At 42.3% G+C, this 26,881-nt stretch carries 26 protein-coding genes; 4 read left to right on the top strand and 22 right to left on the bottom strand.

Features of this window, described 5'->3' with window-relative positions; all coding sequences use genetic code 11:
* Positions 1 to 107: 107 nt before the first annotated feature.
* The 8 genes from J2736_RS06795 to J2736_RS06760 all read right to left on the bottom strand — a co-directional run bounded on the left by J2736_RS06795 (position 108) and on the right by J2736_RS06760 (position 9,082).
* Positions 108 to 1,793, bottom strand: a complete 1,686-nt coding sequence (locus J2736_RS06795; protein ID WP_310224653.1) for a hypothetical protein — start codon at positions 1,791 to 1,793, stop codon at positions 108 to 110.
* 137 nt (positions 1,794 to 1,930) lie between these two features.
* Positions 1,931 to 3,295 (bottom strand): UDP-N-acetylmuramoyl-tripeptide--D-alanyl-D-alanine ligase, encoded by a 1,365-nt coding sequence (locus J2736_RS06790; protein WP_310224651.1) that lies wholly within the window; start codon positions 3,293 to 3,295, stop codon positions 1,931 to 1,933.
* Between the two features lie 45 nt (positions 3,296 to 3,340).
* Positions 3,341 to 3,937 carry an NUDIX hydrolase gene (locus J2736_RS06785; RefSeq protein WP_310224649.1) on the bottom strand — a complete coding sequence of 199 codons (597 nt, stop codon included), beginning with the start codon at positions 3,935 to 3,937 and terminating at the stop codon, positions 3,341 to 3,343.
* A gap of 68 nt (positions 3,938 to 4,005) precedes the next feature.
* Positions 4,006 to 5,298, bottom strand: coding sequence for a UDP-N-acetylglucosamine 1-carboxyvinyltransferase (gene murA / locus J2736_RS06780; protein WP_310224647.1), 1,293 nt, complete (start codon positions 5,296 to 5,298; stop codon positions 4,006 to 4,008).
* 19 nt (positions 5,299 to 5,317) lie between these two features.
* Positions 5,318 to 6,019 carry an FHA domain-containing protein gene (locus J2736_RS06775; RefSeq protein WP_310224646.1) on the bottom strand — a complete coding sequence of 234 codons (702 nt, stop codon included), beginning with the start codon at positions 6,017 to 6,019 and terminating at the stop codon, positions 5,318 to 5,320.
* Positions 6,020 to 6,264: 245 nt separating this feature from the next.
* On the bottom strand, positions 6,265 to 7,176 hold the full coding sequence (locus tag J2736_RS06770) for an aminoglycoside phosphotransferase family protein (RefSeq protein ID WP_310224644.1): 912 nt from the start codon (positions 7,174 to 7,176) through the stop codon (positions 6,265 to 6,267).
* A gap of 34 nt (positions 7,177 to 7,210) precedes the next feature.
* Positions 7,211 to 8,293 carry an aminoglycoside phosphotransferase family protein gene (locus tag J2736_RS06765; RefSeq protein WP_310224642.1) on the bottom strand — a complete coding sequence of 361 codons (1,083 nt, stop codon included), beginning with the start codon at positions 8,291 to 8,293 and terminating at the stop codon, positions 7,211 to 7,213.
* A 294-nt stretch (positions 8,294 to 8,587) separates the two neighbouring features.
* Positions 8,588 to 9,082 carry a GNAT family N-acetyltransferase gene (locus J2736_RS06760; RefSeq protein ID WP_310224639.1) on the bottom strand — a complete coding sequence of 165 codons (495 nt, stop codon included), beginning with the start codon at positions 9,080 to 9,082 and terminating at the stop codon, positions 8,588 to 8,590.
* A gap of 198 nt (positions 9,083 to 9,280) precedes the next feature.
* Between J2736_RS06760 and murC the strand changes: the two genes are divergently transcribed.
* Positions 9,281 to 10,573, top strand: coding sequence for a UDP-N-acetylmuramate--L-alanine ligase (gene murC, locus J2736_RS06755; protein WP_310224638.1), 1,293 nt, complete (start codon positions 9,281 to 9,283; stop codon positions 10,571 to 10,573).
* A gap of 14 nt (positions 10,574 to 10,587) precedes the next feature.
* Here the strand turns inward: murC and pgsA are convergent, their stop codons facing one another.
* The 11 genes from pgsA to J2736_RS06700 form a co-directional block, all read right to left on the bottom strand.
* Positions 10,588 to 11,175 (bottom strand): CDP-diacylglycerol--glycerol-3-phosphate 3-phosphatidyltransferase, encoded by a 588-nt coding sequence (gene pgsA, locus J2736_RS06750; RefSeq protein WP_397340233.1) that lies wholly within the window; start codon positions 11,173 to 11,175, stop codon positions 10,588 to 10,590.
* 38 nt (positions 11,176 to 11,213) lie between these two features.
* A complete protein-coding gene (locus tag J2736_RS06745) occupies positions 11,214 to 11,627 on the bottom strand; it encodes an NUDIX hydrolase (RefSeq protein WP_310224634.1) in 414 nt (137 codons plus the stop codon).
* A 61-nt stretch (positions 11,628 to 11,688) separates the two neighbouring features.
* A complete protein-coding gene (locus J2736_RS06740; RefSeq protein WP_310224632.1) occupies positions 11,689 to 12,018 on the bottom strand; it encodes a hypothetical protein in 330 nt (109 codons plus the stop codon).
* A gap of 310 nt (positions 12,019 to 12,328) precedes the next feature.
* Positions 12,329 to 12,991 (bottom strand): HAD hydrolase-like protein, encoded by a 663-nt coding sequence (locus tag J2736_RS06735; protein WP_310224630.1) that lies wholly within the window; start codon positions 12,989 to 12,991, stop codon positions 12,329 to 12,331.
* Between the two features lie 427 nt (positions 12,992 to 13,418).
* Positions 13,419 to 14,168, bottom strand: a complete 750-nt coding sequence (locus J2736_RS06730; RefSeq protein WP_310224628.1) for a LamG domain-containing protein — start codon at positions 14,166 to 14,168, stop codon at positions 13,419 to 13,421.
* 40 nt (positions 14,169 to 14,208) lie between these two features.
* Positions 14,209 to 15,714 (bottom strand): extracellular solute-binding protein, encoded by a 1,506-nt coding sequence (locus J2736_RS06725; RefSeq protein WP_310224626.1) that lies wholly within the window; start codon positions 15,712 to 15,714, stop codon positions 14,209 to 14,211.
* Between the two features lie 61 nt (positions 15,715 to 15,775).
* Positions 15,776 to 16,642, bottom strand: coding sequence for a carbohydrate ABC transporter permease (locus J2736_RS06720; RefSeq protein ID WP_310224624.1), 867 nt, complete (start codon positions 16,640 to 16,642; stop codon positions 15,776 to 15,778).
* A 20-nt stretch (positions 16,643 to 16,662) separates the two neighbouring features.
* Positions 16,663 to 17,613 (bottom strand): ABC transporter permease, encoded by a 951-nt coding sequence (locus J2736_RS06715; RefSeq protein ID WP_310224622.1) that lies wholly within the window; start codon positions 17,611 to 17,613, stop codon positions 16,663 to 16,665.
* Positions 17,614 to 17,764: 151 nt separating this feature from the next.
* Entirely contained in the window at positions 17,765 to 19,366 is a 1,602-nt protein-coding gene (locus J2736_RS06710; RefSeq protein ID WP_310224620.1) for a response regulator, read from the bottom strand.
* A complete protein-coding gene (locus tag J2736_RS06705) occupies positions 19,363 to 21,099 on the bottom strand; it encodes a sensor histidine kinase (RefSeq protein WP_310224618.1) in 1,737 nt (578 codons plus the stop codon). The genes J2736_RS06710 and J2736_RS06705 overlap by 4 nt, the downstream gene beginning before the upstream one ends.
* Complete coding sequence (locus J2736_RS06700) at positions 21,096 to 21,884, bottom strand: AraC family transcriptional regulator (protein ID WP_310224615.1); 789 nt, start codon at positions 21,882 to 21,884, stop codon at positions 21,096 to 21,098. Before J2736_RS06700 ends, J2736_RS06705 begins: the two co-directional genes overlap by 4 nt.
* Before the next feature lie 118 nt (positions 21,885 to 22,002).
* Here J2736_RS06700 and J2736_RS06695 point away from each other — a divergent pair, with 118 nt between their 5' ends.
* Complete coding sequence (locus J2736_RS06695; protein ID WP_310224613.1) at positions 22,003 to 22,380, top strand: Rieske (2Fe-2S) protein; 378 nt, start codon at positions 22,003 to 22,005, stop codon at positions 22,378 to 22,380.
* A complete protein-coding gene (locus J2736_RS06690) occupies positions 22,377 to 23,450 on the top strand; it encodes an amidohydrolase family protein (protein ID WP_310224611.1) in 1,074 nt (357 codons plus the stop codon). Before J2736_RS06695 ends, J2736_RS06690 begins: the two co-directional genes overlap by 4 nt.
* Positions 23,451 to 23,535: 85 nt before the next feature.
* Here the strand turns inward: J2736_RS06690 and J2736_RS06685 are convergent, their stop codons facing one another.
* Positions 23,536 to 24,081 (bottom strand): GrpB family protein, encoded by a 546-nt coding sequence (locus J2736_RS06685; RefSeq protein WP_310224607.1) that lies wholly within the window; start codon positions 24,079 to 24,081, stop codon positions 23,536 to 23,538.
* A 185-nt stretch (positions 24,082 to 24,266) separates the two neighbouring features.
* On the opposite strand from J2736_RS06685, the gene J2736_RS06680 reads away from it, so the two are divergent.
* Positions 24,267 to 25,616, top strand: coding sequence for an MATE family efflux transporter (locus J2736_RS06680; protein ID WP_310224605.1), 1,350 nt, complete (start codon positions 24,267 to 24,269; stop codon positions 25,614 to 25,616).
* 68 nt (positions 25,617 to 25,684) lie between these two features.
* On the opposite strand, the gene J2736_RS06675 is transcribed toward J2736_RS06680, so the two are convergent.
* Positions 25,685 to 26,113: a GNAT family N-acetyltransferase gene (locus J2736_RS06675; RefSeq protein WP_310224603.1), complete on the bottom strand. Its 429-nt coding sequence runs from the start codon at positions 26,111 to 26,113 to the stop codon at positions 25,685 to 25,687.
* Positions 26,103 to 26,867, bottom strand: a complete 765-nt coding sequence (locus J2736_RS06670; protein WP_310224600.1) for an aminoglycoside phosphotransferase family protein — start codon at positions 26,865 to 26,867, stop codon at positions 26,103 to 26,105. Before J2736_RS06670 ends, J2736_RS06675 begins: the two co-directional genes overlap by 11 nt.
* Between the last annotated feature and the right edge of the window lie 14 nt (positions 26,868 to 26,881).

The raw sequence follows: 26,881 nt of genomic DNA, 5'->3' as shown, positions 1-26,881 counted from the left end.
TCATTTCTACCTTATCCGCAACTTCACATCTTGGCAATAGCCAAGATAGAAAAAGCCCCCCAACCTTCTGAACAAGTCAGTGGTTGAGGGCTTCTATGAGCAAGCGTTTAAGACCGCTCGGATTGTTGCGCAGGGTTAATTACAAACCAAACCTTGCTAACATTTTGACCAGTCGTATCACCGGGATACTGATCCTTGATCCAATAATAAAGTGGCCAACCTTTATACGTGCTTTGCAGTGTGCCATCTTTGCGAGTCAGAACGCCGAAATCACTTTTTATCAAATCTGAGGAAACTGTCAAATTGGCATCATAAAAAATCGGCCAATTCACCAAACAATTGCCTACGCAGGCATTGGGATCCAATTTATCCTTTGCAAACAAGTAGAGCGCCATCCCATTCGAGTCAGTTAAATACGTGCCCAACGAATCTGACTTCGACGTTTTCACGGATGTATTCGTTGCTTTGGTTCCTATGAATTTGGCAGGATCCACGACATACCAGACATGTCCTACATCTTGTCCAGTCGTATCTCCCATGAGTTTATCACTCACCCAATAATAAAGCGGATACCCTTTGTACGTTGTTTGCAATTTCCCATCAGAACGTACTAACGTGCCGAAATCTGCTTGTTTGACTCCTGGTGGTGCTGTAATCGATGGAGCATAGAAGATAGGCCATTTTTCAATACATTTGCCTGCGCAATTACTGATACCTTTCGTATCTAAATCATAGTAATACAAGGCCTTCCCATTTGCATCAGTGAAATAATTACCAAGCTCCGCTTTCGTCCCTATTCGAATCCCACCATTAGACGGCTGAATGGTAAACCAAACATTGTTCACATTGTTACCAAGGGTGTCTCCCGGTTTCGTATCTTTGACAAATGTGTATAGCGGCCACCCTTGATATGTAAGCTGTTCCTTGCCATCCGTACGCGTAAATGCGCTGAAATCCGTTGCTTGAAACTCGGCGGGGACAACGAGATCATGACTGCCGTAGATCGGCCAGTTTGCCAGACATTGTGCTGCACAAGCATTTTTGTCCGCCACATCTTTGGAGAATTCGTATAGCGTCATGCCTTTCTCATCCGTCAGGTAGCTGCCTGCAGCTTCATTGTGCATGAGCTTTAAGGAGGGCTTGTTCAGCAGCTCCAGCTCTGAAGCTTCCATTGTACCTTGAGAGACAAGCTTATCGGCATAGGACTTCGATGAATTTCTCGGCATTGCTTTAAGCGCTTCCAGCATGGAGCTTGCTAAATGCAAGTTCTTCATGGCGGCAACATTCGCTAAGCGCGTTAACCCATGTTTCTCGGCGAATTCAGTCACCTGTACAAAATCAAAATCAACGCCTTGCTTATACCCCAAAGCTTCTAAAAGCACTTTATCAAACTGCTGAGCGGTTAGTGGTCCGAGTGGATTAAACATATGATCACTTGTTCCTTGCCAGCCCGCCTCGGGATGCGTACTCAGATAGCCAAGAATCGTTTGATTCTGTTGCGATACGCCGCTTACATCCTGAAAGCTGTTCGTTCCTTGATACGTTAACGCTGCTTTTTCCAAACCTTGCAATCGCAGTGAAATAATGGCCGCTTGAAGTCTCGTAGCTGAACGGTTTAAATATTCCGTTGAAAGTCCATTCCCTTCCCCTTGAAGGAGACCCAACTGACCTACGATATCCGTTTCACTAATTACCTTCGGGGCTTCAGCCGCTGACGCAGTGACTGCAGTCGTAACACCGATAATTCCAAGTAAAATCAATGAGGCAGCGCTAACTTTTTTTGCTATTTGCATCCTTCTCTTCCTCCTTCTTCAATCTATAAGAGGAAACGTACACAAATCGCAATCGGTTTTATCTCAAACCATACTTGTTATAAAAATAAAAGCCTGATTTCTCAGGCACATAATTATGAAAAGGTGCTGTCACCATTTTACAATAAATCCTTTAGAATCGTCTCCAATCGCACACCCCTTGAGGCTTTCAATAGAATGATATCATCTTGATTTACCATGTCCCTTAAAGCTTTAGTTAAAGCTTCTTTATCCAAAAACGACCGAACATGACCATTCTGAAAACTTTTTCCCGCTTCTACTGCGATATAGTTACCGAGTGAACCGACCGTATACACATAATCTATTTTCGCCGAATCCAAATGCCTGCCTATTTCCCGGTGGAACTCCTCTTCTTGCTCACCTAACTCGAGCATATCGCCTAAGACGACAAACTTCCTTCCATAACCGGTTAAATCTTCAAACGTTCTTATTGCAGCTCTCATGGAATTCGGGCTTGCATTCCAAGCATCGTTGATGATGGTATAACCAAAGGGAGAAATGATCTTTTCCATTCTCATCCCAGTTACGATCAATTTGCTGAAACCCGCATTAATTTCATTTGGGCCTATGCCTAATATTGTCGCGACAGCTATTGTTGCAAGTGCATTTGAGATATTATGTGCGCCAAGAACAGGTAAATGGAAAGAATCATCACCTACTGTAAAAAAAGATCCTTCGGAGTTGGTTAGCATAGTTCCAGCGTAATAGTCATTAGAATCTCCTTCACCAAAGCGAAATGTGGAGATCGGTTTATTTATTTTAGCAACAGCATGGGTCAAAAGTGGTTCATCCCCGTTGTAGATTAGTACACCATGATCTTGCAAGCCATTTGTAATCTCTAATTTCGCGGCAGCAATAGCTTCCCTTGATCCAAGACTAGATAAATGAGACACACCAATCATGGTTATGACCGCAATATCTGGCTGAGCTATTCGCGAAAGTCGATCGATCTGACCACGTTCACTCATTCCCATTTCTATGACAGCTACTTCTGAGCTCTGATCTATCTCTAAAATGGTCAAGGGGACCCCGATTTGGCTATTTAAATTCCCTGCTGTTTTGTGAACGCTATAGGTCGTCTGTAAAACGGAATTAATCATATCTTTGGTCGTTGTTTTGCCATTGCTGCCCGTAACGGCAATGACTTGTATGGATAATTCTCTTCTATAATTAGCTGCCAGTGTTTGAAGGGCATTCAAGCAATCATCCACATAAATTAACGGCAAATGTACAGGCGGATTTGGATGATCTTTTTGCCATAACGAGGCTGTCGCTCCTCTGGAAATGGCTTCTTCCACGAAATCGTGACCATCCAATTCTCTAATAATGGGTATAAATAAGTTTCTACTCTTTACAGTTCTAGAATCGATGGATACCCCATGAATCATAAGGTCTTCAAAACCCACAGAAAGTCCACTTCCTGCTGTCATCATTTCAATAACTTTTAGATTATGGCAAATCACAGAACCACCACCTATCGCGATTAACTGAATTGAAGTTACATGACCTTAAAACAGCTCAGATGATATTACATTCGGATATTGTTCTACTATATGTGCGAGCATACGTAGGTGTCCGAATGGTTTCAAAGGTAATTGTCCGTTTATCTTTTGCGCGAATAAGACTTTACCGCCTGTGGACCTGAACTCATCTAATGTGATGGTTTCAGAACATAGCCGGATAACATCTTTGCGTGTTAAGAGCATTAGAGCTTTCGTTTCCATACTTGGTACGGGTTCGTCAACAGAAGTTGCTAGGAAAATTGGTGTTATACTCTCCACGGAATTCTGATGTCCGATTATTAATGGCCGTGGTTCAGTTCGTACATGTTCAAGATCAAGAATGGGTTCCAGCTCGATACGTATGTCGAACCTCGTGTTGGGACAATAAAAAGTAGTTAATGGCATTAACGAAGTGATTCGCATTTGTGACTCTTCAAGCACCTCACGTTGCGCGCATTCCCAAGCAGTTTCTGTACCCTCTCTATGCCCGCCTAATCTGACAATAGCTAATGCTAATTGATCCTCAGTCGGCCCCATCATAAACACCATGCGCTTATTGGATAGGACAAACGCTCCAGCTTTCTTAACAACCTGATCGTTCATTCTACCATCTCCAATTTCAAAGATGTTGAAAAAGAGCACGATTCCTTTATAGAATCGTACTCTTCTTGTTACCCTTTCAGGTGGATTAATTCAGGCAGTTCCTGTGCATCCAACTCGCGCATGGAAAGCTTAGCTCCGATGGATTGAAAGCTGCCGATTACGTCCTCATAACCGCGCTCGATGTGCTCTATGCCAGTAATACACGTGTTACCCTCAGCTGCTAAACCAGCTAGTAACAGACAGGTACCGGCACGCACATCCGTTGCATGCACCCACCCGCCATGCAGGGGAACACCTCCGCGGAGGATGGCACTCTCATGACGCAATTCAATCTCTGCGCCGAGACGCCGCAACTGAGGCACGTGGGCCAACCGTTTTGGAAAAACGCGATCCGTTACGATGCTCTTCCCCTTTGCCTGCAGCAAAAGTGCAGTCATAGGTTGTTGTAGATCAGTTGCGAAGCTTGGATACATGCCTGTACGGATCCGCGTTGCTTTCAGCGATCCTGTACGATAAGCGGTAATGTGGCTCTCACCGCATTCCACATGAATCCCGATCTCCTCCATCTTTGCAAGGCAAGAACCAAGGTGCTCAGGGATGACATCTTGAACAGTAACCTGTCCCCCATTCAACCCTGCGGCCATCAAGAAAGCCCCTGCAATCAGCCTGTCTGGTATGGTCACGTGGGCACCCCCATTTAAATAGGAGACGCCTTCAATTCGGATACGGTCAGTTCCCGCCCCATAAATCTTCGCTCCGAGCCGATTCAGGAAGACTGCCGTATCCACTACTTCCGGGTCCACAGCCGCGTTATGCAATTGTGTCCGTCCTTTGGCCCGCACTGCCGCCAGCATGGCATTTATCGTCGCGCCAGAGGTAATCGTATCAAAATAAATGTCTGCGCCTTTCAGTTCGGCAGCTTCTACAATGAAATAATCATTGAACATTTGAACCTTTGCGCCAAGTGCTTGAAACACTTTGATATGTTGATCGATCGGTCTTGAAACGAAATCGTCGCCTCCTGGGAAACCGATCGTGACTCTGCCGAATTTGGACAATAGTGCACCTGCAAAATAATAGGACGCTCTATAACTCGATGCCTTACCCGGATCTATCACAGCACTGTGGATCATGCGTGGGTCGATAACGACTTGTCTACCTTCTTGCGTAAATTCCATACCGATGTCCCGGCTAATCCCGGCAATAATATTGACATCATCTATAATTGGAATACCGCCTAGTGTTACGATATCATCTGCCAGACAAGCGGCAGCAAGAAGAGCAAGAGAACTGTTCTTCGCACCTGGTATATGTACACTTCCGTTCAGTGGGCCTGAATATGTTGTCTGAATATATCTCATGTATGTCTACCTACTTTCGTCATAACGAAATCAATTCTGATTCCAGCACATAACCACTACCGCGCACTGCGCTAATCAAAAAGGTGTCTTTGCCGTATTTTTTGCGCACCCGGTATATCAGTGCATTCAATTCGTCGAAAGAAACATCCGAAATACCCCCTACACCAGGTAAACGTTCCGGCCATACGTTGGATTTGATCTCCTCAAGTGTAACGAGTTGGTTCGCTTTCTGATGAAGCAAACGAATCAGCAAATATTCTTTTTCTGACATAGGGATTCGCTTACCATCTACCACGCATTCTCTTTTCTCCCAATGAATTGTTAGTGGTAATTCAGGTATTTCCAGCTGCCGAGTGATGCTGAGTGGTTCAATTTCAAGTGTTTCATCCGCATACATATAGGTGAAATGAAGGACACTCATCCCCTTTGCAAGCCTAATTATATCAAAATTATGAAGCGGATACGGGGTGTGTGGTTTTATGGTTACACCGTTAATCTCCGTTCCGTGACGGCTACCCAAATCGTAAAGCACAGCCTTGTCTTGCTCTTTGAGAATAATAAAGTGCTGTCGAGAAATAAATGCGTTCGTAAAGGCCAATTCTGGAGTAAACTGATTGGATATGCGACCGACGAGCGTTTTGACAGCACTTAGATTCACACAAGTGCCGGATCGATAGGGCTCGCCGCGAATAACGTACAGACATGCAAAGTCTTCTTCCATATTCGTACCTCCGATTTGAATCTGGGGGATGTTACCATCGTTTATCGTAACCCAAATTGAGGATGAATAAAATTACTTTTTGCTGACGTTTTCCTCACATTTCGGTAACATCTATGCATCAGTCTCAAATATGGTATCATTTATCCATTGATTTTATGGCTCGTTAAATCGTCCTCCTTCGAAAGGGAATTGAAAAAAGCCATCCTCAAGTAGATGAATCTACTTATTAGACAGCCTTTCCATCTTTATGAGTTCATAACAGCTTCTGCAAGAGTAACATCTTCTAATATACGTCTATATTCCTCAGGGGTAGCTCCATCTTCAACGCTCCAGCAGGCTCCCATTGCCGTTTCTACATATAAACATTGTTTAATAATTTCGTTTGGAATCTGAAGGTGTTTTGCTAAATAATCTACGATGCCAATGATCTTTTTCAATCGTTCCGATGCTTCCAGTTGTTCAAATTCATTTAAAATGAAGCGTGGAACATCAAATATGGGATCACCAATAACACCTTTAGGATCAATGATGATGTATTCTTCATTCGCAGTAAGCAATATATTATCGTGATGAAAATCACCATGAAGCAGCATCTGCTGTGAATACGAAGTTGCAAGTGACTCGCATATTTCATTTGCTTTTTGCATGTGCACAAACATGTCATTACAATCTTCTCGCGTACTCATGTAATCAGTTATCCTTCGGACCCAATTCGAATACGTCGGAAATAGGTCAGCGTTTACTGGTGTAACATGCAATCCTTTATATAGGGAGCAAAATACGGACAGTCTTTTTTCAAGATCAGACTCATCCCTTAAAGAAGTTCCTGGTAGCACGCGCTCTTCAAGTAGAATACCTCTGTCGACGTCAGCTTCAAACACTTTGCAAAATCTGCTGTTTGTATACTGAATCAAAGCATTAACTTCCGTATGCAAACTTCTTGAATTCCCTATTTTTAATACAGCCTTTCCGAAGCGAACTGAAAAGCATGTAAAAACCAAATTTGCGGAATAGGAAGGGATCAACTCAATAGAGTCTAACTCCCAATTAGTAGAATATGTATCAATATCACGCAATACCTTTTCATAAAAATCGTTGCCAAACCGGTAAATAATAGATTCGATCTCATTTTGACTGAAATAATACGGCTCTTTCATCTGAAGTGACGACCTCCAACTTTATCCATTCAAGTTAATAACCATGTTCTTGAAGAAAATGCAATGCCTTACGAAGATAAAAAGAGGGTGCATCTCCCAACTCGTATCGCGATCTTTCCTCGGTGTGATGCAAGATCGATTGGTAACTTATTGCGTGATGTATAGCATGTACGACCTCGCAGAGTGACCAGAGCTCTTGCAGACGATCCATCGGCTCGAAATGGGTCCACTGTTCCAAATATACATCTCGCAGTTGATCACGTAGCGTTAAATCACTCTCGTCAAAAATAAGAAACATATCCATAAAAGGATGCGCTACAGATGCATCCGTCCAATCGATGAAATTAAGCTTGTCATTTACAGTTGTAACATTTCCAAGATTGAGGTCACCATGAATTAATGTGGATGGGACAGCGAATTCAGTAAGCTTTGAGTGCATTTCCATTAACGCTGGGACTTGGTTTCGAAGTTCACTAATTTCTTCTACTGTCAATTTCGAAATCATGAGTTCATCGTCCAAGAGAGGAGAAATCAATGGAATATGGCGATGCGCTCTACGATCCGCACAGCCTAAAGCAAGCAACTCATCAACAAAGTTAATGGAATCAAGTTGAATTGCCGCGAACGTGCGTAGTAATTCTTCCTTAGATTCAGTTGGCATGTTATATCTCAATCTTTCACCAGCATCGCCTACTAACATCCAACCATTGCTAGGTTCCGTTCCAAGAACGGTGGGTATGCGTCCAGGATATCTTTTCCCCATGTATCTGAGAAAAATTCCTTCATCTACAAACAACGGTTGTGCCGCGTTTACCTTGAAGTAAACATTCCCCTGTGTCGTAGATACCCGGAGGACACACGACAGACACCACCATTTCATTGGTTCCGGTTGACCAACCACTTCGATGGTTAATGCGGCAAGAACTTCTTTTACCCAGGACATAACTCCTGTAATCCATCCTCTACTCTCCCAAGGCTGGCGATAACGAGGCTGCTTATCACTCTCTCGTTCAGCAAAATAAGCGTAAATAACTTCGAGATGATCCATCCGGTTGAATTGTACATGTGCGAGGTCTTCCCTACTCACCCATTTTCCCACAGTTGATATTTCGTTCAAACTGAGGTTCTCCAATAAAAAGATTCCCTCTGATACACCCAATGGCACACTTTCTGTCATAGAAACATTCCTATATGCGACAACAGGCTCCCCTAACATTTGTGACATTACTTGTGTAGCTAAGACAGTTGTGATCTCACCTTGCACGCTCGTACCGGGAAGACACCATTCTTCATTTTCTTTTCGTATAAATATCTGACCCTTGTAAGTAGGGTGTAGCAGTATACCATAGATTACATTTTCATTCTCCATAATGATAGTAACCTACCTTCCTGGAACCTTTATCAGTAATACTCAAAGAATTTTCTCAAGTTCAATTTCATCACGTATCGGTATATCGTAGAAACCTACTAGGGGGATTGTGGTTTTTAGCTTCCTAGCCTCTGTGACGGCATCGGGATATACTGCGGCTATTCGGTACCCCCTGCGTTGATAAAATCTCAGGGCATCCACATTATCGTTTGTAGTTATCACCCAAATGCGACTTAACCCGGATTGCTTTAACGTGTTTTCAACTGCAGCAATTAATTGGCTTCCTATACCTGAACCTTTGACCAGTGCATTAATGCTCACTAACTCAGCGTAATCATTCCCTAGTCGGTACGTTGCTGCTCCAACACGAATACCATTCACCCAAGCGATGAGTGAAAGCATGTCTTTCACATGATGCGTCTTGCCTTTTGATATAACCGTTTCGCCACCAAACTCACTAACCCATAAATGATGTAGCCATTCTTTATCGTTCTCATTAACAGGAGCAAGAATGTCTATTGGATCGCCTTTATCCATGTTTATCACCTCTACTCAGTGTATTACAAGACATACAGATTATGTAGGTTGATTAGGCACATGATCTATCAAAAATCATCTAATTATCATTGTATCATCAGTGTAAATTTTGGGGATAAGCGATACTATTAGCATGTTTGTTGAGACATATTTGGCTGCAGATTATATACATTTACGACTATTTTGCAGGAGGCTGCTATGGGAAGTTATCATTTCATTGGCATTAAAGGTAGTGGTATGAGTGCATTAGCACAGGTTCTCTATGATCTAAACCATATAGTCCAGGGAGAAGACGTTGACTCTTTTCTATTCACACAAGTGAACCTCGACACGCGAAATATTCCGCTTTACGCATTTGGTATGGCGCCATTATCTCCAACTATGACAGTTATTGCTTCGAATGCCTTCGAAGATACACATCCCTCCATCGTAACATGCCAACAATTAGGGATTCCTGTTATACGATATCACGATTTCCTTGGTGAACTATTGAAAACTTACACAAGTATTGCTGTAACCGGATCTCATGGTAAAACGACGACGACTGGCATGTTAGTTCATGCGTTAAGTGCTGATCATCCGACATGCAGCCTGGTTGGAGACGGGACAGGTACTGGCCATCCCGATGCTGCTCAGTTTATTTTTGAAAGCTGTGAGTACAAACGTCATTTTCTTTCTTATCAACCTGATATAGCGATTATTACGAATATTGACTTTGATCATCCAGACTACTTTGCTGATATAGATGACGTGAGAAATGCCTTTGAACAAATGACTGTCTTAACGACCAAACATATCGTTGCTTGCGGAGATGATCCACAAGTGCGTTTACTGCCTACAAACACAAATACACTATTTTATGGTTTTGGTAGTGATAATACGGTACGAGCTTCAGATCTGACAGTTGAAAATAATGCCACATTCTTTAACGGTTTCTTCAACGATACTGAGCTAGGTCGCTTTAGCATTCCATTGTCTGGAAAGCATAGTGTGCTCAATGCCCTAGCGACAATTGGCGTAGCCCTCTTGTTAGATCGAGATTTGGAAATTGTTAGAAAGCAACTGGCGACTTTCTCAGGCGTTCAACGAAGATTTACAGAAAAACGATGGGGCAACAATGTGGTCATTGATGACTATGCACATCATCCATCTGAAATAAGAGCCACTTTTGAAGCAGCAAGAAGCAAATACCCTGGTAAAAGGGTTGTCGGCATTTTTCAGCCGCATACGTTCACTCGCTTGGAAAAATTAATGGATGATTTCGCCGATTCGCTAAAAGAAGCTGATGATATCTTCCTTTGTCCTATATTTGGATCTGCAAGAGAAGCATCAGGAAACATCTCTATAGATGACCTAAGGAACCGTATTCCAAATGCTCAATTGGTATCCGATAATTTTGCATCAGATTTAAATAAGTACAGTGACTCCATCCTCATCTTCATGGGTGCTGGAGACATTCAAAAATATCAAGAGCTGTTATTGCAAAGATAAGTTAAAGCATCTCATTATTGATCCAATTGCAGTTGAAGATAATTATTCTTCATGTATTTGTATCCGGAATAGATTGTTATTGCTACGGCAAATAGCATGATGTACAAATCAATGGGAAGTTTCGTAAGGAAAGCAAAAGGAAAATTATCCAGTAGGACAGCAGTAATCGCAACAACTTGCATCACTAACTTTATTTTACCGTGCTTATCCGCAGCAAGTGCCAGTCCTTTTGCAGCTGCAAGGATGCGTAGACCAGACACCATAACCTCCCTACCAATAATAACAATAGCAATCCATGATGGAATCATGTCATTTTGTACCATCATAATGAGTGCAGCTGAAACTAATAGCTTATCAGCAAGGGGATCCATTAGTTTTCCAAAATTAGTTATTTGATTGTACTTTCTTGCTACATAACCATCCAACTTGTCCGTGACCGAAGCAATAACAAAAAGCGAAATGCCAATATACAAACCATATTGATTAAGAAAAGTAAAGAAACTAGATTGATCTGCCAACCAAGCAGGATATTTCTGAAGAGCAAGCATGAAAAGTGGAATCATCAAAATCCTAACAATTGTAATTTTGTTTGCTAAGTTCACTTTCTCTACCCCCATTTTTTAGAGTTCTCCCTATCAAACTAAGTTCTACTGCCCTGCTCCATAAACGATAATAAAAACGCTTTATCTTCTGGGAATGAGAATGGCAGTTCTTCTAATTGTGCCGAGGTCTTCCAAGCAATTTCATGGATAAGTCCATCTGGATCATGAATGCTTGGTTGTCCTCCTACGATTACAATTTCAAAATAAGTCACATCAAACGAAATTGGACCCCATGTTCCTGATTTTCTTTTAATCTCTTGAATGATTTGACATCGGTAACCCGTCTCCTCATAAACTTCTCGGATGCAGCATTCTTCTAAAGTTTCGTCTAGCTCAACTCCGCCAGAAGGTACTGACCATCGCTTCTCTTCTTCTGGTTTACCCTGCAAAACCATAAGCAGCTGACGCTCTGAATTCACGCAAACACCTGCGGAACCAATCCATTTGTTCAATGGACTCCCCCCTTAAAATTGAAATAATATGTTTAGAAGCCTAAGTAGTACGGTTGGTCCATTAATTGGGAAGTTCAGTAATAACGCCATCCAAAGGTCCTACCATCTGGATAAACTCTCCTTTATAAGCCTGAATATCAACGCCATAACCATCAATCATGACAGTCCATTGCCTATTACCTATCATTTTATTCCAAAACGTGTCCTTTCTTAGCACACAATAATCAGGTAATTTCTGTGTTTGAATATTCTCTTTCATATTTGTATTAATTATTTGTAGATATTCTTTTGCTTTATTCACAGCGCTTTCTTCTGTAAGAATCGGTCTTTGAAACTGATATATAGCAATTAGACTTAAGACAATTAAAGAAATAACAATGGTCTTTCTCAATACATTCTCTCCCTTAAGGATCGGTCTGGATAATAAAATTAATTGTATTCTGGGTGGTTATGTCTTTACATCCAAACAAATAACAACCAGTTTCAATATCAAAAACATCAAATTCAGGGATTACTCACAAATTAATTAATGCTGTTAAATAAATTAGTTAATGACATTAATCATATTCGATATCGTCTATAGCTTCTTTTTTCTAACAAATGTTATTATCAAAAATACAAACAAAACCACGACTGCTACTAAAAATAACTGAATAATTGCAGTTGACCATTCAAAATGCATGCGATCACTCCATCCGTAATCAATTATTTTTCATTTTTGATACGATCGTTTTTAGCTCAATCAAATCATTAATAACAATATCTGCATGCGAAAGTTCATCTTCTCGTGCAAAATCGAAATTACATCCGATCGCGATTAACCCGTTATCTTTAGCTGCGCGTATGTCCGATAGACGGTCTCCTACGACTGCACCTTGGGTTATCCCATATTTCACCAAAATACGATGAACTAAGTCTGATTTATTCAATGTGTCAATTTGTTGGATACTGCATGTTTCACTAACCCAATGATTTAATGAGTAATAGTTGACAATTGCGTCTAAATATCTGAACAACCCATTACTAGCAATAAAAATCGAGTAATTATTTTCTAGTAAATAAGTAAAAACTTCCGTAACATTGGGGTATAATGCCCCCTTTCCACTTCTGATGTTCTCGATTAATCTCTCTAAAAAATAAGAATCCATTTGCTCACGTACTTCAATCGTGTGGTTCGGTAACAATGTTTCCCACACCTTCGGCAAAGGAACACCCATAATTTCACGATATTTCTCAATTGGGGTTTCTTCCTCCCACAGTTCCAACGATCTCAAATGATCAAAGGCATCCTCGAGTGATATTTCTAAAATCAAATCAGTTTGAAAAAGTGTTCCGTCCATATCAAAAATGATGGCTTGAGTCATCGACTATGTCTCCTTTGTAGCATTCGTGTACATTCTTTCTTTTCACGATTGAAATTCGACACTCCATCACCATTCCCTTTTTTTGGGTTTACCCTCTGATGGTGCCGTCCCAAAAGACCATAAATGACACAACTATTTTAATTAACGTTATAGAATAACGCTAATCCTTGCTAATGGTCGACCAGCTGAACAATAACGTTATGCGATAACGCTAATACCTCCAAAATCGAAGTTTCCTGCGTATTTCAACGCTTTAGCGTTATACCATCACTTTATTTCCAGTAAAAAAGAAAAACCACGCAAAATAAGATGATGCCATCTGATGCCATCACCTTATCTTGCGTGGTCTTCCGAGAAGCGGAAACCAAAAAAGGAACTTAGCAGGTCCCATGGTTCAAACCGCTAAGCTCCTTTTTCATTCACTTCTTTACATATAAGCAAGATTATAAATTTCTTCATCAGTTAATGCATGATTGTAAATCGCTAATCCCCCAATGCTGCCGACAAAGAAATTGCCGATCTCATTGGAACGATTCACTGCACCAACAGTAAAATCTGCACCATCTGCGCCACCGTCGAAGAGTCCGCCTGGATAATGATAAGGATTTCGAACGGGACGTTCATCTAATTTACCGTTTAAGTAAGACCGCACGTACTCGCCGTCATAGGTAAACGCAATGAGATGCCATTCTTCTAGCGGAATTTCCGTGTTGCCAATAGATGAATCCATACACCAACGATATCCAGGTGTCGGACCACCTAAGGAAGATACATGACCACATACTTGCTGGCCGCTCTCCCAAATGGATAAATTCACAAAGAGTCCGTATTGCCGTTTCTTATTCGTTTCATTCCATATGCCTGCAACAAATTCGCATTCTTTATTTGATTTTTTTCTGCGTTTAACCCAAGCAACGACGGTTACTTGTGCATTCTCGCCATGAATGTTCAGTTTACTGAGTTCTTGACGTGGAATACGAAACCATTTCCCTTCCTCTAACAAAGCACTATACGGGCCGAAAATGCCTTCATCGTCTCTTTCTACTGATTCTGAACCTTCCAGCAAGGCATATGGTTCTTTTCCTTTTGACATACGTGCTTGCCCAGGTCCCTCCTGAAAATCCCAAAAACTGACCAGATTCGGATGTTTGGTAATTATGTCCGTATTTTTCTTCATGTTTTACAGCCTCCAGATGAACATTCCTTATTCTTATTCCTTATTTCTTTTTCCCATACCAATCATTCATCGCATCGATAGCAACTTTGCCACCTTTGGCGTTAAACTCTTGGACAAACTTATCAAATTCAGCTAGATCACGTTTACCCATAATAAATTTTAGCGCATTTTCTTCTGAATAGTTACGCAGTTCCGTAAATTTAGAATCAAAAGCCTCGATAGAAGGTGCATATGCGGTTTCATCGCGATTCTGTTTGAATTTCAGCAATGGCTCATAGTAAGGCAAGAATCCTTTTACTTTCAAACGAGCAGTGAAGCTCGGGTCCGTATCACCGAAGAAGTACAATGTCCGCCAAGGAATGTTGTTACTTTGTTCTGGCGTTTGCACGATCTGTCCATTGTCCACCTTGTAATCTTGTCCTTCGATTCCGTAAGTTAGGAATTTGTCCGTTTCTGCGTTCATAATGTAATTGATAAAAGCGGCAGCGCCTTCTTTGTTCTTCGCTTGCTTCGGAATAACGATGAAATTACCCGGAATACCCTGCTCTTGGAAGCCTGAGGAGCCGTTCTTGCCGCTAACAGGTGCGATATACTGTAAGGTTCCGCTTCCTTTTTTATCCTTGATCGACGTGTCAATTGTCAGAGCATCGCCCCAATACACGGTGCTAAATGCAGCTGTTCCGTTAATCATCTTGTCTTTAATGTCTTTATTAATAGCAAATTCCTGATCGATCAAGCCTTCCGAATACCATTTTTTCATTGTCGTGAGGAACTCTTTATATTCCGGTTGCACCCATGCGAACTCTAGCTTGTTACCTTTAACAACGGTCGTATTGCCTACTCCGTATGCAGAAGCATAAGGCAAGAAGGATGCCATAAACGCCCCCGGATTACCACCTGTCCCTGTAAGAGGCGCAATATTCTTTTTCTCTTTGATGGTCTTAAGGGTCGTATACATCTCATCCATCGTCGCTGGTTCTTTCAAATTGAGCTCTTTCAGAATGTCTGAACGCTCCAATATGCCGTTACCTACCTGTTGTGCAACTCGAACTGGGATACCGTAAAGTTTGCCATCTAGTTTGGCAGAGTCAAGAATTTCCTTGGGCAGGAAGCTAGATAAACTTGTAATATATTGCTTAGCCAAATCATCTAGCGGCTCAAACGCCCCTTGCTGTGCTAATTTGAAATAGTCCGATTTCCCAGGAATCCACATGATATCCGGCACATCGCCTGATGCCAAAATGATCGATATCTTTTGGTTTGGATTGTCCTTAGGCAGCGACTCGAATTTCACGTTGAAACCTGATTTCTCCTTGAGCACATTCACCAACTTATTATCGTTGATGGTGTCGTTACCTTTGAATTGCTCCATAGATGGATGATACGTGCGCATCACTTTTAAGTCCTTGTTTTTGATCGGTCCACTTGTACTTGCTGAACCAGAGTTGGTGCTAGCAGGTGATGCGTTATTGCCGCTACAGCCAATTGTAACACCAACCAGCAGAACGACAGACATTCCTAAAAGCACTTTCTTTTGCATTTTCATTGAATAGAACCTCCCCAATAGTGTTTGTATAAAGTAAACGGGCGTACTCGCAGGCTGGTCATTATCCTTTGACTGCGCCCAGCATAACCCCTTTGACAAAATAACGCTGAATGAACGGATACACCACAAGAATTGGAACCACTGCACACAGAATTGCCGCTGCCCGAATCGTTTCAGGGGTGACTTCACGGAAAATATCATTCACAACCAGATCCGCTGACCTCTCATCGGTGACGAGTTGTAATAGAAACATCTGGAGAGGCATGAGTTCCCGGTCAGTGATGTACATCATGGCTTGAAAGAACGCATTCCAATAGCCAACAGCATAGAACATACCAACTGTAGCTAAGGCAGGGACAGATAATGGCAGGTAAATCGATGTCAAAATGCGCAAGTTAGAAGCGCCATCCATTCGAGCTGATTCCTCTAAGGAGTCTGGCACTCCCATGAAAAAGTTACGAATGAGGATCATATTAAATGGTGCCAATGCCGTCGGCAAAATAAGTGACCATAGTGAGTTGAGCAACCCTACTTGCTTGACGACAAGATAAGTAGGGATTAACCCACCGTTGAAGAACATTGTGATGACGAACAGTAACATCATAAAGCGTGTATACGGTAAACCCTTGCGGGAAAGCGGATACGCCGCCAAAACAGTCAGCGCCATACTAATTACCGTTCCAACAACAGCAATGAACACGGAGTTACCAAAAGAGTAGTAAAATTGCTTATTGGACAGCACATATTCAAAGGAAATCGTCGTAAATCCCTTGGGCCAAAATAAGATGTCTTTCGATAATACAAAGGCTTCACTACTGAACGCTTTAGCTCCAACGTGAATGAAAGGCAGAATCATTGTTAATGAGATAATCGAAAGAATGAACATATTGAAGTAATTAAATACCATTTCTCCTCTAGTACGAATCACACTAGCTCCACCTCTCTAAGTTAGTATATGCCTTCCTCACCCATCCGCCGGGCTAACGTATTCGCGATAACTAGCAGGATACATCCGATGACTGATTTAAATAGCCCCGCAGCCGTGCTTAATCCGAATTGCATGGTCCCTAGACCAACACGGAATACGTAAGTATCAATAATATCACCGACCTCATATACGGTTGGGTTGTACATGACAAGCACTTGTTCAAAGCCAGCGTCAAGCAAATGACCGATTCGCAACAGAAGCAAAATAATGATCGTTGAACGTATGCTAGGGAGTGAAATGTGCCATATTTGTCTGAGTCTCCCTGCACCATCCACCGTGGCTGCCTGAAACAATTCATCGTTAATGCCTAGCAACGCCGCAAGATAAATGATCGCTCCCCATCCTGCTTCTTTCCACACATCGGAGTATACGAGAATCCAGCGGAACAAGCCCTCACTCGATAGGAAGAAAATAGGTTCACCGCCAAGCGCTTGAATCGCTTTATTCACAATACCGCTGCTCGGTGACAATACGTCAACAGCTATCCCCCCAATGACGACCCACGAAATGAAATGCGGCAGGTACGTAAACGTCTGTACCCAGCGCTTGAATTTATCAAGACGGAGCTCATTAAGCAGAAGCGCCAGTAAGATAGGTGCAGGGAAACCGATACCTAGCTTCATTAGGCTAATGATTAGTGTGTTACGTACTACCTGAGGAAATTCATCGAACATAAACAATTCACGAAAATACTGAAGTCCGACCCACTTACTTGCAAATACCCCTTGAATAATGTTGTAGTCTTTAAAAGCAATCAAGACTCCGTACATCGGTCCATATTTGAACACTAGCAAAAACACTAGTGCTGGCAGAACCATCAAATAGAGATCCCAATATTTTAGCAGTGGATGTCGATTTGCACGTTTGCTAATTACTACACGGGATGATTCTGTAGGAACGTAGGTTTTCATCTCTGGGTTCTCTCCTCTCAAAGTTGCTAGATTAAACTTCTGTGCCCTCATTATAGCTGTTGTTGGTTTGAAAGCGTATTCCATTCTTTCAACTTTCATTGCAACTTTTTTTACTTTTTGAATAAAAAAAAGCCAATCCATGGATTGGACTTTATTTATTAACCTCACTCGGTTTAACACCCCAGTATTTCTGAAAGCTTTTGGAGAAATAGTTCATGTGCCGATACCCAACCTGTTCCGAGGCGTCAGATACCTTGACTCCTTTACTCAACAACTCTTTCGCTCGCTCCATTCGAAGCCGCAGCACATAATCGGAGAACGATTCCCCTATCGATTCTTTAAAAATTCGGCTTAAGTATGAATAATTAACAAACAAACTTTCCGCTGCAAAATGTAAGCTTAACTCTTCCTTATGCAAATGTTCCTGTATAAAACTAATGACCTCATGAGATGTTCGCTGTGTACTGGACTGCCTTCTCTGTATAATGGCCCAACTAATTCTGCCTGCCATACGATTTAACCAGCTTTCAATCTGTTCCCGAGTAAGTAAACTTGTGAACGCTTCAAAGTCTTCATACTCATGCTTCAACGTACCTCGCAATGTCCAACCCTGTGCATGTACAATCCTAGCAAGTAAACACACAATTCGAAACAAGACTTCGCGAGCCTCTGATACCGGTTTTCCGCTTGCAAACCCCTCTTCGATGATACGACGAACGATCTCTTCTCTTCGCTCCTCCTGACTACCAGCCTCAATCACTGCCTCAAACTCACGTTCGAGTTCCTGTAGAATAGCCCAAGAATCCTCAGCAGGTGCATCGTCTCGATATGGAATTGCCACACCGTTTCCTAGAATCAACCTCTCTTGCAGTGCTTGACGACACTGCTTGTATGCACGAGGTAACATAGACGGATCGACGACTGAAGTACCAATACCCGCACTAGCTGTCAGTTTCAACGTATTCTTAACTGTCTCAAGAAGCCCAAGGATCTGCCCATTCGCTTGTCCTTGCATGACCTCGTCTCCCACTTCAGTAGATGCGAAGAAGATTGCAACGGTCAGACTATCGTCATCCTGCAAGACGACACAATTCTCATTTGCTAGTAAATCCCGAGCGATCGTGAACAACGAAAACTGCACAAGAGGTCTATCCTTCACATCAAATCGTTCATTGCTTTCGGGTATGGGATCAATATCAAGAATGATGGGCAACGCTTTACGGTTTTCCAAACGAATGGCGAGATCAGTACTTCTACGTTCAATCTCCCAGACGGAATAACGGCCGTTCAGCCAATTCTTATAAAATAAGTCCTTCAAATGAGGTAAATGTTCATTCCATCGCGTTTGCAGAAGGGTCATATTATGCTTCTCACTTAGCTCTTTCTCACGCTGTTCTTTCGCTTCCAGCACAGCCTCCACAATTTGTTCATTTTCGGCGGGCTTGATTAAATATTTAAATACGCCCTGTTCAATGCTTTCCCTGGCATAGTCGAAATCATCATGTCCGGTTAGAATGAGAAGCTTGATGTGTGGGAACTGCATTTTCACCATCTTGGCTAGTTCCAGCCCGTTCATCTCAGGCATCCGTATATCCGTTAGTACAATATCAATATGATCATTTTGAAGGACGGACATGGCTTCCTTACCCGTACCTACTGCCGACGTCAGCTCAATGTGAACCTCATTCCAATCGATGCCTTCAGCTAATCTTTCGCGAACATATAACTCATCTTCCACAATTAACAATTTCAACCTTCTTCACCCTTCCTCAGAGGAATTCTTAACGTTACTTGGGTACCTTCATTTTCCACGCTCACAACAGTCAAATCTGCTTCTTCTCCGTAATACAGCTTGAGCCGAGACTTCACATTTTTGAGTCCAAAATAGATGTCCGTTGGGCTGCTCGGTGAAATTCGATACGAGTGACTAGTGATCATAGCTAGTTCATTGCGTAAATGGTTCATTTTCTCCCGTGTTATCCCTATACCTGTGTCCGCAACTTCAATCTGTAAGAAACCTCCCGTTAGGTTAGCGTTAATCCGTAGTTCTCCTCCTTGCGAGCTTCGCTCCAGGCCGTGGATGATGGCGTTCTCCACAACAGGCTGTAGTAACAACTTTAAGATTTGAACCGGCTTGGCCTCTTCCTCAATAGTGATCTGAATTGTAAAATGGTCCGTCCGAATCTGCTGTACGCGAATGTAGTACATCAGATGCTGAACCGTTTCCTCCAGTGTAAACGTCTCCCTACCTTTGCCGAGACTAACTCGGAAGAATCGTGCGAGATTGATGACCATCTCACTGATCTCCTGAATTTTATTCTTAATGGCCACGGAGTATATGGAATCTAATGTGTTATACAAAAAATGAGGGTTAATCTGCGATTGCAGCAGACTGAATTCTGACTTCGCAAGTCGTAACTCCTTCTCATAATCCTCTTCGATCAGCATCCGCTGGGCATCTGCCATTCGATTAAACCCATTCATAACGGCGCCGAATTTGTCCTTTCGGTGATGCACAATATGCGTAGTAAAGTTGCCACCGCTGAATTGTTTGAACGCCGCTAGCAGCTTCTGCAAAGGTTTAGATATTTCCACGTGGACGAGCCAAGCCAACCATACCGCCATAATGATACTTACGACAATGATTAAATACGTAAATTGTTGCAATCTATGCGTTAATCGAAATAGTTCGGAACGTGGCTGTTCAAGCTGTATCGACCAGTAATTACTAGCTTCACTAATCGACATCATCTCATCTTCATTACCTGTCCCACGAACAGAGGCAGGATTTGTTTCCAGTACAAAGCTATTATTATAGAACAATTGTATATTCATATTATCCGACGTCTGCAGATGTTGAATGATTTTGCGAAAAGAAGCTTTGTCTACCGCTAACACAAGCACGTTCGGCTCCTTAATGGAGCTCTGCACATCGAGAAGTCGTGAATAATAAATAATATCACTATTCAAATATTTCGATTGTCCGATACCTGTGTTGGTTGGTATGTGAACAACAAGTCCCCCATTTGAGTTCACCGTTTGTTTGAACCAAAACTCCTGTTTTACCTCTGGCCATCTCACGCCGCCAGTCATCGTGGATACACCATTTCCGCTTTCTCCATGTATGATAAATGCTTCTTTTATAGCGCCGTTGACATTGGTTATTGCAGAAAGTTGTTGCTGTACCGAATGGAGTCCGTATAAATGATCCGGACTGAGTGGGTTATCGATATCGTTCCAAATATCCACGATAGATGGATTCAATCCGATCATCAATGTTTGTTGGTCCATATTTTTGGTAAGCTGATCGACATATTCTAGGGTTGTAAGCAGCGCGCCTCGCGTACGATCGCCGATCTGCTCATCCATAATCGATTGGGAATAGTTATTCGCGAATACACTGACGCTTACGAGTGGCAGCAAAATGAGCAGAAAAGTAAGTGTTAGCTTGAACTGTATCGAATGCAGTTGATTACGCAGCTTCATCGCATACCTCTTCTCTGGACTTCTCGTTGCACCGCTGAAGGCGCATAGCCAAGTAATTTTTTAAATACGCGGTTGAAATGAGCTTGATCGCTGTAGCCCAAATATTCCGCAATCTCCCCTATCGTCATTCTTGTATTCAAGATCAAATCACGTGCCGAATGTACCCGAATTTGATGCAAAAAAGTGATTGGTGTCATCCCCGTCACTTCCTTAAACGTTTGCGTGACATAATTGGGGGCACGATCTACAAGCCGAGATAGATCTTCGATTCGAATTCGCTCACGGTAATGGATGGAAATATAGTCCTGAACCTCACGCATTAATCTCTGCTTGGCGAAAGCGAACCGCTCGACGGATGTTTCCTGCAAAAAATAACCGAGCAATTCAGTGGCAATTCCGGTACAGATGATGTCTGTATACTCTCTCTGACCGAACCACTGTTGCGCAAGTGCACTGAAGCGCTGTTTGACATAATCAAACCGCTGTACCTTCACCTTTTGGTACGGTTTAAGGTTAGTAAGCGCTTTCGAATCAGTGCTACTGTTGATATGAAAATGTGACGAATATTTCACATGAGGACCATCGGGACCATTCGTCCCTGATCGCATGACCCCTTCTTGAATAAACAATAAATCCCCCTTTTCAAGGAAAATAGGCTCACCGTCCACCATATAATTCACGCTACCATGAGTGACAAGAATCAGCATATCTGACAGAGTCGCCTCTTCAACCTTTTGCCAATCCTGTTGCATATCGTCAATAAACACGGATATTAGCTGCATCATCCTACGTCGCCCCTTTCCATCTATACCTTAGAATTATACAAAAAACAGTTGTTTCCGCAATAGTTTTTTCTCAGCTATGAACTTAAGATAGAAGTATCAAAGCTTAAGGGGGCTGAACATGATGACCAGATATCCGGTCGCATCTATAGAAGAAATTCCTTCGGGCGCATTTAAAATCGTACAAATCGAACAACGCTCCATCGGGGTTTATAACGTCAAAGGTGACTATTACGCCGTGAATAATTATTGCCCGCATCAAGGAGCGGAGTTATGCAAAGGGCTGGTCTGTGGTACGACACTCGAATCCCAAGTGTACGAATTCATATATGGACGTGACCAAGAAATATTACGTTGCCCTTGGCACGGGTGGGAGTTCGATCTCAAGACGGGTAAGTCACTGTTCAGCGAAAAAGTACGTACTCGCGTCTATCCCGTAGTGGTGGAAGATGGTCAAATTAGTATCGTAATCGGCAATAAAGGAGGAATATTAGAATGAATGCAAATAAAGAGGTATTGCCTGTCATTGACTGTGACGTTCATAATCAATTTCGTAGCAGAAACGATTTAATTCCTTATCTGGATGAACCCTGGAGGAGTCACGCTGAGAGATTCGGTATCCCTGGAGGAGGGCTTCCTTATGCATCGCCAATCGGAAACAAGCGTAAAGATGCGAATCCGCCAAGCGGTTTGCCGGTCGGGTCCGATCCGCATTATATGCTCGAACACTTGGTCAAGCAGTTCAATATGGACTACGCGCTACTTTGTTCCGATTCGATCATCGGCTTGTCTGGCTTTGCTGACAGTGATCATGTTGCAGCCGTGTGCCGTGCTTACAACGATTACCTAATTGCCGAGTGGTTGTCTGTCAGCCCGCAGTTTAAGGGATACATGTGCATCGGCACACAAGATCCTGCAGAAGCCGCGCGTGAGATTGACCGAATCGGTCCGCACAGTGACATCGTCGCAGTTTGTGTATCCGGTGGTTCCAATATGCCTTACGGCCATCGTTATTTCCATCCCATCTATGAAGCTTGTGAGCGCAATGGATTACCTCTTGTGATTCATCCAGGTTCTGAAGGCTCGGGTATATTTAACGCACCAACCGCAGTTGGATATATGTCGAACTATTTGCAATGGCATACGTGTTTGCCGCAAACGTTTATGGCTCATCTTGTGAGTTTTGTATGCGAAGGTGTATTTGAGAAATATCCGGGCTTTAAAGTGGTGTTTTGCGAAGGTGGTGTAACATGGCTGCCACCCTTGCTTTGGAGGCTGGATAAAAACTTCAAAGCTCTACGCGCATCCACACCATGGTTGAAGCGGATGCCGAGTGAATATGTACGTGACCATTGCTTCCTTACCACACAGCCAATTGAGGAGCCTGACGACTTCAAACATCTTGAATCTATGTTTAATATGTTCGACGCTGAGAATATGCTTCTGTTCTCCAGCGACTATCCCCATTGGGACTTTGATGACCCGACGAAGATTCTGCAACGACTGCCCATCGAAAAGAAACGGAAAATTTTCAGTGAAAATGCACGGCAACTGTTTAATTTGAAATGAATAAAACTCCCTTTCCCTTTCTTTAATAGGGTTGGGGAGTTTTTCATTGGCTGCATGGTTTCCTTACATATCCGTTACATATCCGTTACATATCCGTTACACTCGGACTCCATCCCACTTCTTGCGACCACAAATGGGCTTTCTGTATAATGTCCCAAACAACCGGACCCTTTCCCTCAACATACTTGGTTCGCTCATGCTGATAAAGTGCAAACAAGCGATGTTTTTCTAATGCGTATCTCACACAGTCTTCGGGATGTTCTCTCAAATAATCTCTAAATAATAATGTTAATTGCTCAGAGAAACTACCTACTTGCCTAACATGGATGTGGGTTCTTCGTGTCCCAGCTATTTCCCGGAAATATTTTTTCGATTTGTCTTGATTATCTTCCCTAAAAACGAAACCCACGTTTTCAATCTTATGCTTATAGCTCCTTGTATCATCGAGGTCTAGCACGGAGATTTGAATATCTATGATTGGTTTTGCATCCAAACCGATGACAGATGTCGATCCAACATGATCAATCCTACTTGCATATGCCCCTAGGGATTGTCTCAATGTAGAAGCTACATCATTAAATATATCCTTCCATTCTGGTTCATAAGCAGCTATTCGCCATTGCTCTTCCACCTATGTCATCTCCCTTTGGACTCGTTATACAGGTTAATAGAAATTTTATGTGGATTCTTCTCTCGCAATCATTTACAGTCAATATAAGCATTCATTTGCCCAAATTATGCAATGAAAACGGTTTCGCCATACCTCATGATTAATAGAAGATCTATATCGAGGCGTATCGAAGGAGTTCTTGCCCAATGACGAGTCCTAAGAAACTTAGTTTGTTCACCATCACATGGCCCATATTTATTGAATCGTCTCTTTTAGTGTTTATGAGAACCTCCGATACGTTCATCGTGAGTCAGGTGTCAGATGAAGCTGTTGCAGCAGTAGGTGTCAGCAATCAACTCATTATTTTTTTATTCTTGCTGCTTCAAGTGATTTCAACGGGCACCGCCATTGTCATTTCTCAATATTTAGGTGCAAATAAAATCAAGGATGTCAAGAAGTTTGCGGCTGGAGCACTCTCGGTTAATTGTATATTCGGTTTCCTAATAAGCTTGTGTATCGTTTGCTTTAGCAAACAACTGCTTCTACCCTTTGGATTGGAACCGGAGACTCTGGAGCAGGCGCGTCTATTCCTATCCATCGTTGGCAGCTGCTTATTTATCCAAGCCATTAATCTCACGATTGCGGCCATAACGCAGGTACATGGCTATACAAGGTATACCATGGCAGTCAGCCTAGGAATCAATCTCGTAAATTTGACCGGTAGTATTTTATTTATTTTCGGTCCCTTCGGCTTTCCAAAACTCGGGGTTCCCGGTGTCGCGATATCTGCCGTATTCAGCCAATTACTCGGATTGGTTATCTATAGCACTATTTTAACAAAAATCGTTCGTTTGAACTTATCTTTCAGCGACTTTTACAAAGCAAGATTCGAAGATCTAAAGAAAATTTTGACAATCGGTATCCCTACTGCCGGGAGTCAGCTCATCTACTCCATAAGTCAACTGATCACGACCTATTTTATCACGCAACTTGGCGCTGAAATGCTTTCCACTAGAATTTATACGCAAAATATTATGACGTTCATTATGGTTCTAGCCATTTCCTTAGGACGTGGGACTCAAATCATCATTGGTCGTCTTGTCGGCGCAGGTGAAAAAGAAGAAGCTTACAAGCAGCTGTTTCGCAGTTTGCTGCTTAGCCTATTCCTATCCATCGCCGCGGTTACTTTAAGTGTTTTGTTCAGAAAACAATTAATCGGAATGTTTACGGACAATACCGCAATCATTGCATTGGGGGCTTTATTACTTACGTATGGCTTCCTCCTAGAGCCCGTACGCTGTTTGAACATTGTAATTGGAGAAGCACTTCGAGCTGCCGGTGACGCACGATTTATTCTTCTTGTTGGCTCATGTGTCATAATGGGGCTGTGTGTGCCTCTTACCTATTGGATCGGTGTACATTTGGGATACGGACTTGTCGGAATGTGGATCGTATTCATCCTTGACGAAGCAGTTAGAGGACTTCTTTTACTACTCCGTTGGAGAAGTAGAGCATGGGAGAAAAAAGTGTTGGTCAGCAGAGAGGAAATGTCCTAAATCGCCTAAGGCTACTGATCATTTGATCAGTAGCCTTTTTTACGATTAAAGTCTCAATTGAACTATCCTCATAAATATTTCTTAAACCCTTTACTCACAGAACCGCTGTACCCTTCTCTTTCAAAAAATTGATGTGCTCTTTCGCGTCTAGCGTTACTTAATAGCATAATTTTATGTGCATGAATGGATTTGCAGTATTCCTCAACATAGTGAAGCAGCTTTTGTCCGATAAGTCTGTTTCTGTGATTTTCATGTACAATCACATTTTCCACCACACCATAGGGTCTCATGCCATGCATAGCCTGCAAACAAATATTCAGTGTAGCCGAACCTAGAAGTTCACCATTCTCTTCGTATACGAGTAAAAAATTATTTGGATCTTTTCTTATCGTTTCAATTTGCTCTTCTAGTACATTCATTTTCTTACTGTTGGGTACTAACATTCTGTAGAGCTCAGATAATTGATCTCGATCTGACCGATCGGCTTCACGAATCATATGCTTTCGACTCCTTTACTTCTTCGTCCGGGCATTCCCCAGCTCTTGCGGCGACAATGACAGCTAAGTAATCCTGTATCATTTCTCGGGTAACGTTCATTTCGATGAGATACAGTTCTGCTAGTTTGTTTTTAAAATAGAGAAGTGTTTCTCTTTGTTCTGCGACTGCGGGTACGGGTGTATAGGCCACTAGAAAAACAGTGCGAGCAACATCATATAAATAATCGCCATGACACAAATTCATAAAGTCAACAACCATGGTTTGTCCGTTTGAAATTAATATATTTCCTGGATGAAAATCCCCATGACATAGCGTATCCCCATCCTTCAATTTGTCCAGAGTACGGATTACATTTGCTTTGTCTGGAATATGTTCTGATGAGGATTTTAATAGGTTGGATTTTAGAAATGCTTTGTAGTTCTCCACACCACTAACGTTGTTCTGTAAGATTTTCTTATGAAGATTCGCCATATATGCAGCACATCCCTGGAGGTCCCTCGTTCTGAAAACCCAACTCAACAAGGATTCTCCCTCAACTCTGTCAAATACAATACCTATTCGATCATCGCAGTATATCAACTCATGTGCCTTTGGATGTGCAAAGTTGTAACCTTGGATTGCCATCGCATTTTGAAATTCTCTTTGTGCGGCACTCTCGGGATACCCCTGATGGTAAAGTTTGAGCACTTTACCTGCTTCCCACGCATAGACAGTTGCTGTTTGACCTTCACCAATGATTTCGCCGTATTTCAATGACGTCCCCCTGC

Source organism: Paenibacillus qinlingensis (genome assembly GCF_031455095.1).
GTDB lineage: Bacteria > Bacillota > Bacilli > Paenibacillales > NBRC-103111 > Paenibacillus_E > Paenibacillus_E qinlingensis_A.
This window is presented reverse-complemented; position numbering and strand designations above follow the sequence as displayed.

Bases quoted from the DNA above. Each gene is read 5' to 3' on its own strand.
- J2736_RS06795 (WP_310224653.1), bottom strand. From the start codon at position 1,793: ATGCAAATAGCAAAAAAAGTTAGCGCTGCCTCATTGATTTTACTTGGA.
- J2736_RS06785 (WP_310224649.1), bottom strand. From the start codon at position 3,937: ATGAACGATCAGGTTGTTAAGAAAGCTGGAGCGTTTGTCCTATCCAAT.
- murA (WP_310224647.1), bottom strand. From the start codon at position 5,298: ATGAGATATATTCAGACAACATATTCAGGCCCACTGAACGGAAGTGTA.
- J2736_RS06775 (WP_310224646.1), bottom strand. From the start codon at position 6,019: ATGGAAGAAGACTTTGCATGTCTGTACGTTATTCGCGGCGAGCCCTAT.
- J2736_RS06770 (WP_310224644.1), bottom strand. From the start codon at position 7,176: ATGAAAGAGCCGTATTATTTCAGTCAAAATGAGATCGAATCTATTATT.
- J2736_RS06760 (WP_310224639.1), bottom strand. From the start codon at position 9,082: ATGGATAAAGGCGATCCAATAGACATTCTTGCTCCTGTTAATGAGAAC.
- murC (WP_310224638.1), top strand. From the start codon at position 9,281: ATGGGAAGTTATCATTTCATTGGCATTAAAGGTAGTGGTATGAGTGCA.
- J2736_RS06735 (WP_310224630.1), bottom strand. From the start codon at position 12,991: ATGACTCAAGCCATCATTTTTGATATGGACGGAACACTTTTTCAAACT.
- J2736_RS06730 (WP_310224628.1), bottom strand. From the start codon at position 14,168: ATGAAGAAAAATACGGACATAATTACCAAACATCCGAATCTGGTCAGT.
- J2736_RS06725 (WP_310224626.1), bottom strand. From the start codon at position 15,714: ATGAAAATGCAAAAGAAAGTGCTTTTAGGAATGTCTGTCGTTCTGCTG.
- J2736_RS06715 (WP_310224622.1), bottom strand. From the start codon at position 17,613: ATGAAAACCTACGTTCCTACAGAATCATCCCGTGTAGTAATTAGCAAA.
- J2736_RS06705 (WP_310224618.1), bottom strand. From the start codon at position 21,099: ATGAAGCTGCGTAATCAACTGCATTCGATACAGTTCAAGCTAACACTT.
- J2736_RS06700 (WP_310224615.1), bottom strand. From the start codon at position 21,884: ATGATGCAGCTAATATCCGTGTTTATTGACGATATGCAACAGGATTGG.
- J2736_RS06695 (WP_310224613.1), top strand. From the start codon at position 22,003: ATGATGACCAGATATCCGGTCGCATCTATAGAAGAAATTCCTTCGGGC.
- J2736_RS06690 (WP_310224611.1), top strand. From the start codon at position 22,377: ATGAATGCAAATAAAGAGGTATTGCCTGTCATTGACTGTGACGTTCAT.
- J2736_RS06680 (WP_310224605.1), top strand. From the start codon at position 24,267: ATGACGAGTCCTAAGAAACTTAGTTTGTTCACCATCACATGGCCCATA.
- J2736_RS06675 (WP_310224603.1), bottom strand. From the start codon at position 26,113: ATGATTCGTGAAGCCGATCGGTCAGATCGAGATCAATTATCTGAGCTC.